Source organism: Massilia sp. TS11 (assembly GCF_022012445.1).
Classification (GTDB): Bacteria; Pseudomonadota; Gammaproteobacteria; order Burkholderiales; family Burkholderiaceae_D; genus Telluria.
On sequence record NZ_JAKLTS010000027.1, the window covers coordinates 1 to 10,545 of the forward strand.

General features: G+C 67.5%; 1 protein-coding gene and 1 pseudogene. Both read left to right on the top strand.

What is annotated here, in order from left to right; genetic code table 11:
• On the top strand, positions 1–10,177 hold a 10,177-nt coding region (locus tag LZ005_RS21425; RefSeq protein WP_237810993.1), incomplete at its 5' end, for an Ig-like domain-containing protein.
• Positions 10,178–10,239: 62 nt separating this feature from the next.
• Positions 10,240–10,545, top strand: a pseudogene (locus LZ005_RS21430) (TolC family protein); the annotation flags it as partial.

A 10,545-nucleotide genomic window follows, 5' to 3' on the forward strand; every position in this document is an offset into this window, starting at 1 on the left:
CGACGCCGGTGGCAACAGCGCCAGCGGCACGATCACCTTCACGCTGGATACGACGATCGCCACGCCGACGGTCAGCCTGAGCAACGATACCGGCAGCAACACCACCGACAAGATCAGCAAAGACGGCGCGCTGAGCTTCAGCACGGCCGCCGGGGATGTCACGCGCCGCTACAGCATCGATGGCACGACGGCCAGCAGCTACACGGCCCCGACCGCCGATGGCGCGCACACCGTGGTCGTCACCGACACTGATGCCGCTGGCAACACCGCCAGCACCAGCATCACCTTCACGCTGGACAATACGATTGCCACGCCGACCGTCAGCCTGACGACCGACAGCGGCAGCAACACCACCGACAAGCTGACCAACAACGCCGCCCTGAGCTTCAGCAGTGCCGCGGGCGACGTGACGCGCAGCTACAGCATCAATGGCGCCGCCGCCACCAGCAGCTACACCGCACCGGGTGCGGACGGCACCTACACCGTGGTCGTGACCGATACCGACACGGCAGGCAACACGGCCAGCGCGAGCATCACCTTCACGCTGGACCAGACCATCACCACCCCGACGGTCAGCCTCAGCAATGACACTGGCAGCAACACCAGCGACAAGATCAGCAAAGATGGTGCGCTGAGCTTCAGCACGGCTGCTGGCGACGTCACGCGCAGCTACAGCATCGACGGCACCACGGCCAGCAGCTACACGGCTCCGACGGCCGACGGTGCGCACACGGTCGTCGTCACCGACACCGACACGGCCGGCAATACGGCCAGCACCAGCATCACCTTCACGCTGGACAACACCATCGCCACGCCGACCGTCAGCCTGAGCAATGACACCGGCAGCAGCCCGACCGACAAGATCAGCAAAGACGGCGCTCTGAGCTTCAGCACGGCCGCGGGCGACGTGACGCGCAGCTACAGCATCGACGGCACGACGGCCAGCAGCTACACGGCCCCGACGGCCGACGGCGCGCACACGGTCGTCGTCACCGACACCGACACGGCCGGCAACACCGCCAGCACGAGCATTACCTTCACGCTGGACAATACGATCGCCACGCCGACGGTCAGCCTGAGCAACGACACCGGCGCCAGCAGCACCGACCGTGTGACCAGCGATGCCTCGCTGAGCCTCAGCACCACGGCCAGCGATGTCACGCGCAGCTACAGCGTCGATGGCGGCGCCGCAACGAGCAGCTACACGGCCCCGACCGCTGGCGGCATGCACACCGTCGTGGTCACTGACACCGACGTGGCTGGCAACACCGCCAGCGCCAGCATCAGCTATTCGCTGGTCACCAGCGTGACGGCCCCGACCGTCAGCCTGGTCAGCGACACGGGCACCAGCACGACCGACAAGATCACCAGCAACGCTAGCCTGAGCTTCAGCTCGGCAGGGGCGGGCATCACCCGTACCTACACGGTCAACGGCAGCGGTGCGTCGAGCTACAGCGTGCCGTCGAGCGACGGCGTGTACACCGTGGTGGTGACTGACACGGATTCCGCCGGCAACGATGCCAGCGCCCGTATCACCTTTACGCTCGATACGACGATTGCCACGCCGAGCGCGGCCCTGTCGTCCGACACCGGCAGCAACACGACCGACAAACTGAGCAAGAGCGGCGGCCTGAGCTTCAGCACGGCCGCGAGCGATGTCACCCGCACCTATGTGGTCGATGGCGTGAGCAGCAGCAGCTACTCGGCGCCGACCTCGGACGGTGTGCACACTGTCGTCATCCAGGACAGCGATTTGGCGGGCAATGCCGCGAGCGGCAGCATCACCTTCACGTTGGACAATACGATTGCCACGCCGACGGTCAGCCTGACGACCGACAGCGGCAGCAACACCACCGACAAGCTGACCAACAACGCCGCCCTGAGCTTCAGCAGCGCGGCCGGCGACGTGACGCGCAGCTACAGCATCAATGGCGCCGCCGCCACCAGCAGCTACACCGCACCGGGTACGGACGGCACCTACACCGTGGTCGTGACCGACACCGACACGGCGGGCAACACGGCCTCGGCCAGCATCACCTTCACGCTGGATCAGACCATCGCCACGCCGACGGTCAGCCTGAGCAACGACACCGGCAGCAGCCCGACCGACAAGATCACCAAGGACGGCGCCCTGAGCTTCAGCACGGCTGCAGTCGACGTCACGCGAAGCTACAGCGTCGATGGCGGCGCAGCGGCCAGCAGCTACACGGCCCCGACGGCCGACGGTGCTCACACGGTGGTCGTCACCGACACCGATACGGCCGGCAACACCGCCAGCACCAGCATCACCTTCACGCTGGACAACACCATCGCCACGCCGACCGTCGCTTTGAGCAACGACACCGGCGCCAGCAGCACCGACCGCGTGACCAGCGACGCCTCGCTGAGCTTCAGCACCAAGGCCGGCGATGTGACGCGCAGCTACAGCATCGACGGCAGCACGGCCAGCAGCTACACCGCGCCGACCTCGGCCGGCATGCACACCGTTGTCGTCACCGACACCGACGTGGCCGGCAACACCGCCAGCACCAGCATCACGTTCTCGCTCGTCACCAGTGTGACGGCCCCGACCATCAGCCTGGTCAGCGACACCGGCAGCAACACGACGGACAAGCTGAGCAATAACGGCAACCTGAACTTCAGCTCGGCAGGGGCGGGCATCACGCGCAGCTACACGGTCAACGGTAGTTCGGTGGCCAGCTACAGCGTCCCGTCGACTGATGGCGTCTATACCGTGGTAGTGACCGATACCGACGCCGGCGGCAACAGCGCCAGCGGCACGATCACCTTCACGCTGGATACGACGATCGCCACCCCGACGATCAGCCTGAGCAACGATACCGGCAGCAACACCACCGACAAGATCAGCAAAGACGGCGCCCTGAGCTTCAGCACGGCCGCCGGGGATGTCACGCGCCGCTACAGCGTCGATGGCGGTGCCGCCGCGAGCAGCTTCAGCGCGCCGACGGCCGATGGCGCGCACACCGTGGTCGTCACCGACACGGATGCCGCAGGCAACACGGCCAGCGCCAGCATCACCTACACGCTGGACAACACGATTGCCACGCCGACCGTCAGCCTGAGCAACGACACCGGCAGCAGCCTGACCGACAAGATCAGCAAGGACGGCAGCCTGAGCTTCAGCACGGCGGCCGGCGACGTCACGCGCAGCTACAGCGTCGATGGCGGCGCCGCGGCCAGCAGCTACACGGCCCCGACCGGCGACGGCGTGCACACGGTCGTCGTCACCGATACCGACACGGCCGGCAATACCGCCAGCACGAGCATCAGCTTCACGCTGGACAATACGATCGCGACGCCGAGCATCAGCCTGGTGAACGATACCGGCGCCAGCAGCACCGACCGCGTGACCAGCGATGCTTCGCTGAGCTTCAGCACAGCCGCTAGCGACGTGACGCGCAGCTACAGCATCGATGGCAACACGGCCAGCAGCTATACGGCCCCGACCACGGGCGGCATGCACACGGTGGTCGTGACCGATACCGACGTGGCCGGCAACACGGCCAGCAGCAGCATCACCTATTCGCTGGTCACCAGCGTGACGGCCCCGACCGTCAGCCTGGTCAGCGACACCGGCACCAGCAATACCGACAAGATCACCAGCAATGGCAATCTGAGCTTCAGCTCTGCCGGAGCAGGCATCAGCCGTACCTACAGCCTCAATGGCAGCGCCGTCTCCAGCTACAGCGTGCCGGCCGCGGATGGCGTCTACACGGTCGTGGTGACCGATACCGATGCCGGCGGCAACAATGCCAGTGCGCGCATCACCTTCACGCTCGATACGACGATTGCCACGCCGAGCGCAGCCCTGTCGTCCGACACCGGCAGCAGCACCAGCGACAAGCTGAGCAAGAACGGCGGCCTGAGCTTCAGCACGGCCGCCGGCGACGTCACCCGCACCTATGTGGTCGATGGCGTCAGCACCAGCAGCTACACGGCGCCGACCGCGGACGGCGTTCACACCGTTGTCATCCAGGACAGCGATCTGGCAGGCAATGCGGCCAGCGGCAGCATCACCTTCACGCTGGACAACACCATCGCCACGCCGAGCGTCAGCCTGGTCAGCGATACGGGCAGCTCGGCCAGCGACAAGATCACCAAGGATGGCAGCCTGAGCTTCAGCAGCGTGGCCAGCGATGTCACGCGCAGCTACAGCATCGACGGCAGCGCGGCCAGCAGCTACACGGCCCCGACGGCCGACGGCGCGCACACCGTGGTGGTGACCGACACCGACACTGCCGGCAACACGGCCAGCACCAGCATCACCTTCACGCTGGACAACACCATCGCCACGCCGAGCCTGAGCCTCAGCAATGACACCGGTTCCAGTAGCACCGACCGCGTCACCAGCGATGCTTCGCTGAACTTCAGCACGACGGCGGGCGATGTCACGCGCAGCTACACGGTCGACGGCAACACGTCGAGCAGCTACACGGCCCCGAGCAGCTCGGGTACGCACACGGTGGTCGTCACCGACACGGATGTGGCCGGCAATACTGCCAGCGCCAGCCTCACGTATTCGCTGGTGACCAGTGTGACCGCACCGACCGTCAGCCTGACCAGCGACAGCGGCAGCAGCAATAGCGACCGCATCACCAATGACGGCCGCCTGAGCTTCAACACTCCGGCCAGCGGCGTTACGCGCAGCATCAGCGTGAATGGCAGCAGCAGCGCCAGCTACAGCGTGCCGGGCAGCGATGGCGTCTACACGGTGGTCGTCAGCGATACCGACGTCAGCGGCAATGTCGAATCGGCCAGCATCGTCTTCACCCTCGACACGAGCATCGCCACGCCGAGTCTGGCCCTGAGTGTGGACAGCGGCAGCAGCGCCAGCGACCGCATCAGCAATCAGGTCGGCATGAGCCTGAGCGCCGCCGCCGGCGACGTGACGCGCCGCTTCAGCCTCGATGGCGGCAGCGCTACCAGCAGTTATGTGGCGCCGGCCAGCGATGGCGTGCACACGCTGGTGGTGACCGATACCGACACGGCCGGCAACACCGCGAGCGCCAGCATCGTCTTCACGCGCGACACCACGCTGGCCACGCCGACCATCGGCCTGGTGGTCGACAGCGGCAGCGACAGCAATGACCGCATCACCAATAACGGTGCGCTCAACGTCAGCAGCCCGGCCAGCGACGTCACGCGCAGCTACCGTGTGAACGGCGGCAGCGCCAGCGCCAGCTACACGGCGCCGACCAGCGACGGCAGCTACACCGTGGTCGTGACCGACACCGACGTGGCGGGCAACACGGCCAGCGCCAGCTTCAGCTTCGCGCTCAACAGCAGCATGAACGGCCCGACCGTCGCGCTGGTGACCGACAGCGGCAGCAGCAACAGCGACCGCGTCACCAACCAGGCGGCGCTGAGCTTCAGCAGCCCGGCCACCGGCGTCACGCGCAGCATCAGCGTCGATGGCGCTGCGGGCGCGGCCAGCTACACGGCGCCGACCACGGATGGCGTGCACACCGTCGTGGTGACCGACACCGATACCGCCGGCAATACCGCCAGCACCAGCTACAGCTTCACGCTCGACCGCACGATTGCGACCCCGAGCATGGCGCTGATCAACGACACCGGCAGCAGCAACAGCGACCGCATCACCAATGACGCGGGCCTGAATATCAGCAGCGCCGCCAGCGACGTGATGACGCGCTCGGTCAGTGTGGACGGCGTGGCCGCCGCCAGCTATGTGGCGCCGACGGCAAATGGCCTGCACACGGTGGTCGTCACCGATACCGATCTGGCCGGCAACGTGGCCAGCGCCAGCTACAGCTTCAGCCTGGTGACCTCGGCCCTGAGCCCGACCGTCAGCCTGAGCACCGATTCGGGTAGCAGCAGCACCGACAAGATCACCAACTCGGCCGCTATCACGGTCAGCACCCTGGCCGCCGGCAACACGCGCACCTACCGCGTCGACGGCGGTCCGGCGCTGAGCAGCTATGCCGCCCCGACTGCGGATGGCCCGCATACCGTGGTGGTCACCGATACCGATGCCGCCGGCAATAGCGGCGGCGCGAGCCTGATCTTCACGCTGGACCGCACAATCGCCACGCCGGAAGCCTTCCTGGTCAACGACACGGGCGCCAGCGGCAGCGATCTGATCACGCGCGACGGCCGCCTGAGCTTCTCCAACATGGCGAGCGACGTCACGCGCAGCTTCAGCTTTGACGGCGGCGCGGCCACCAATAGCAGCGCCAACGCCCCGAGCAGCGATGGCCGTCATACGGTCGTCCTGACCGATACCGATGTGGCTGGCAACGTCATGACCAATACCCTGGTCTATACGATTGACACGGTGGTGGCGCGTCCGGACGTGGCGCTCGTGAATGACACGGGCATCAGCAGCACCGACAACTACACGCGTGACCCGGCGGTGCGCATTGGCGCGGCCGTCGAAACCGTGACCCGCACCGTGGTCGTGGATGGCGGGGCGCCGGCGAGCACCTACGTGGCGCCGAGTAATGATGGCGTTCACGTCGTCCGCGTCACCGATGTCGACCTGGCCGGCAATACCGCGGTCACCAACTTCAGCTTCACCTTGGCCCGTTCGATTGCCGCCCCGACCGTGGCGCTGGCCAACGACAGCGGCCGCAGCAGCAGCGACCGAATCACCAATGATCCGGCCCTGGCCATCAGCAGCGCCGGCGCCGGCGTGGTGCGTACCTACAGCATCAATGGCGGCCCGGAGAGCAGCAATTACGCGGCCCCGAGCGCCGATGGCGTCTACACCGTCGTCGTGCGCGACACCGACCCGGCCGGCAATACGGCCAGCGCCAGCCTCAGCTTCACGCTCGACCGCACGATCGCGACCCTGCGTCCGATCCTGGTCAACGACACCGGCGCCTCGTCGAGCGACCGCATCACCAGCGATGGCACGGTGGGTGTGCCGCGCGCCGCCAGCGACGTCTCGCGCAGCTACGTGATCGACGGCGCCAGCAGCAGCACGCTGCCGGTGCTGACGGCGGCCGGCGCCCATACGGTGACCGTGGTCGACGAAGACGTGGCCGGCAACAAGGCCTCGTCGAGCATCGTGTTCACCGTGGTCAACCAGGTCACGGCGCCGACGATCAGCCTGGTCACCGACAGCGGCAAGAGCGCCACCGACCGTCTGACCAATACCGATACCCTGGCGATCAGCCCGGCAGGGCAGGGCGTGACGCGCACCATCAGCTTCGACGGCGGCGGCAGCAGCGCCCCGGCCAGCGATGGCGTGCACACGGTCGTCGTGACCGACAGCGACCTGGCCGGCAACAAGGCCAGCGCCAGCCTCGTCTACACCCTCGACAAGACCATCGCCAAGCCGAGCGTGGCCTTGGTGACCGACAGCGGCAGCAGCGCGACGGACCGCATCACCAATGACCCGGCCCTGAGCATCAGCGCGGCGGCCAGCGATGTCACGCGCCGCATCACGGTCGATGGCGTCGACGTCGGCAGCAGCTACGTGGCCCCGAGCACCGAGGGCAGGCACACGGTCGTCATCAGCGATGTCGACGCGGCCGGCAACAGCGCCAGCACCAGCTACGACTTTGAACTGCGGCGCAGCATCAGCGCCCCGACGCTGGCCCTGACGCTCGACAGCGGTAGCAGCGCGAGCGACCGTATCACCAATAACGGCGCGGTGACGGTCAGCGCCCCGGCCAGCGGCGTGAGCCGCAGCTACGTGCTCAATGGCACCAGTGGCGCCAGCTATACGGCACCGGCCAAGGACGGCGTCTACACGCTGCAGGTGATCGATACCGACGCGGCCGGCAACAGCGCCACCAGCACCCTGGTGTTCACGCTCGATACCAGCATCGCCGCGCCGACGGCCGTGCTGGCCAACGATACCGGCAGCAGCGCCACCGACAAGCTCACCAGCGATGCTGGCGTGGTGCTGAGCGCGGCCGCCGCCGATGTCACGCGCACCGTTACGGTCGATGGTGTCAAGGGCGGCAGCTATGTGGCCCCGAGCGCCGATGGTGTGCATAGCGTGCTGGTGGAGGATGTGGATACGGCCGGCAACAAGGCCAGCGCTAGCCTCGTCTTTACGATCGATAAGACCATCGCCACCCCGGCCATCGCCCTGGTGGTCGACAGCGGCAGCAGTGCCAGCGACGCCATCACCAACAACCCGGCCCTGTCGATCAGCGCCGCCGCCGCCGATGTGACGCGCACTGTCACGGTCGATGGCGTCAACGTTGGCAGCAACTATGTGGTGCCGAGCACCGATGGCGTGCACAGCGTGGTCGTGAATGACGTCGACGCGGCCGGCAACAAGGCCAGCGCCAGCTTCAGCTTCACCCTGGCCACGCGCCTCGCCACCCCGACGCTGAGCCTGGTGCGCGACAGCGGCGCCAGCAGCACCGACAAGCTGACCAATGACGCCAGCCTGAATGTCTCGGCTGCTGGCAACGGCATCACGCGCAGCTTCATCGTCGACGGCGGCAGCCCGAGCGCCAGCTATGTGGCGCCGACCACGGACGGCCTGCACACGGTGAAAGTGGTCGACGTGGACACGGCCGGCAACCGCGTCGAGTCGGAAATCAGCTTCACGCTCGACCGCACGCCGCCGCAGCTGGCCCTGACCGGCCCGGCCGCTGGCAGCACGATTGGCATCAACACCACGCTGAGCGGCACCGCCAGCGACAATCTGTCGGGTATCAGCGAACTGATCGTCACGCTCAGCAATGGCAGCCAGACGCAGAGCTTCACGGTCGCGGTCGTCAACGGCAGCTGGTCGGTCGATGTGCAGAACCTGGCCGAGGGCAACTGGACGGTCAGCCTGTCCGGCACCGACAAAGCCGGCAACAGCACGAGCACGGCGGCTGGCAGCCTGACTGTGTTTGTGCCGCGTCCGGTGGTGCAGGCCCCGGCGCCTGCGCCTGCTCCGGCCCCGGCCGCCACGCCGGTGCCCGCGCCGGCCCCGGCCCCGGTGGTCGAAGCGCCGGCCCCGGCTACGGCACCTGCGCCCGCGCCGGCACCGGTGGTGGTCACGCCGCCGCCGGCCGTGGTCGAGGCCAGCAAGCCAAGCACCGATACCAGCGCGACGGCGGCCCCGGCGCCGGCCCCGGTCAGCGTCAGCAGCACGCCGCTGGTGGCCGTCAGCACCACCGACAGCGCGGCCAGCAGCGGCGGCGCCAAGCTGCTCGTCTCGAACCCGCCGCAGAATGCCGTGGCCGAGATGGGCAAGCAGACCGAAGTGCAGCTGCCGGCCGGTGTGTTCAAGAATACCGATCCGAATGCCAAGGTCCAGGTCGATGCGACCCAGGCCGACGGTCAGCCGTTGCCCAACTGGCTGAAATTCGATGCCGCCACCGGCAAGTTCACCGGCACCCCGCCGGCGGGCAGCAATGGCGCACTGGATATCAAGCTGGTGGCGCGCGACGATGCGGGCAACTCGGCCTCGGCCCAGTTCCAGATCCTGCTGGCCAATGGTTCGGCGGTCGACACCCGCACCACCAATGCGGCCCCGGCCCCGGCGCCCGCGCCAGCTGCCGCAGCCTCGGCTCCCGCGGCCGAGACCGCTGCCGCCGCGCCGGTCAATGCCCCCGCCACGGCGCCGGTGTCCGAACGCAGCCCGGCCACGGTGGTGGCCGCCGAGACCGTGCGCAGCAGCGCCGGCAGCAATGGCGTGGTGCAGGTGGTGGCGGCCAGCACGGCGCCGGCCGGTGCGGTGCTGTTCGTGGCCGACCAGCCGCCGCCGACCGAAGTCCAGTCGGGCAAGGAAATGGCTTACCAGCTGCCGACCGGTGTGTTCCGTCACACCGATCCGTCCGCTCAGACCAGTACGACAGCCACCCTGGCCGATGGCAAGCCGCTGCCGGAATGGCTGAAGTACGACGCCTCCACCGGCAAGTTCACCGGCGTGGCGCCGCAGGGCCTGAACGAGATCCTCGAGATCAAGGTCACGGCGCGCGACAACCAGGGCCGTGAAGTCTCGGTGCTGGTCAAGATGCGCGTGGCGGAAACCACGGACAAGGACGCCCGCGCCACCGAAGGCAAGGGCGGCCGCGCCGATGCCGTCATGCCGGGCAAGGACAAGCTCCCGGTCGGCAAGGCTTCGCTGTCGGCGCAGTTCGCCAAGTTCGGCCACAAGGCGGCCCAGAACGATACGGCCCGTCTGCTCGGCAGCATCGAGAAACTGCAGGCCAAACCGGTCGCCCGGAAAGCCGCTTGAGCAATCGAGCGCTTTCCACACGGAAGCTATGCGAACATAAGAGAAATTTCAGGGGAGTAGGAATGAAGGAAGTAAAACAGGGCCGCGCGCTGGCGCGGCCGCTGCTCGTCGTCAGCCTGAGCCTGGCTTTGGCGGCCTGCGCCGTCAGCCCAACGCCGGTCACGCTGGCCGAGCGCGGCGAGAAGATCAAGGAAGACTTCGCCCAGATGTACAAGGACCAGGAGCCGCTTAAAGGCCCGCTGAGTCTGGAAGAAGCGATGGCGCGCGCCGTCAAGTACAACCTGGAAACCCGCCTGCGTATCATGGAAGAGGCGCTCGGCATGGGGCAGGTCGAACAGGCGCGCTTTGACATGCTGCCGCGTCTGACC